Genomic DNA, 355 nt, shown 5'->3' on the forward strand with positions numbered 1-355 from the left:
TGCTGATATGGCTCAGTTGGTAGAGCGCACCCTTGGTAAGGGTGAGGTCCCCAGTTCGACTCTGGGTATCAGCACCACTTCACTTCTCCTCCCCGTGTTTTCTCTGTAACGACTCAGTGATTCAACAGTTCAGGCATATCGCCTGGTTGATGTGGTGATATCACCGATTTATCCGTGTCTTAGAGGGACAATCGATGTCTAAAGAAAAGTTTGAACGTACAAAACCGCACGTTAACGTCGGTACTATCGGCCACGTTGACCATGGTAAAACAACGCTGACCGCTGCCATCACTACCGTACTGGCTAAAACCTACGGCGGTGCTGCTCGCGCATTCGATCAGATCGATAACGCGCC

1 protein-coding gene and 1 tRNA gene are annotated in these 355 nt (G+C 50.7%); both read left to right on the forward strand.

Features of this window, described 5'->3' with window-relative positions:
• Position 1 precedes the first annotated feature (1 nt).
• Positions 2-77 (forward strand) — tRNA-Thr (locus OGY35_RS01015).
• A gap of 117 nt (positions 78-194) precedes the next feature.
• Positions 195-355, forward strand: a 161-nt coding sequence (locus tag OGY35_RS01020) for a GTP-binding protein (protein WP_001445782.1), incomplete at its 3' end; no start/stop codon positions are given.

The sequence above is a fragment of the Citrobacter sp. Ct235 genome, assembly GCF_030332305.1.
Taxonomy (GTDB): Bacteria; Pseudomonadota; Gammaproteobacteria; order Enterobacterales; family Enterobacteriaceae; genus Citrobacter_A; species Citrobacter_A telavivensis.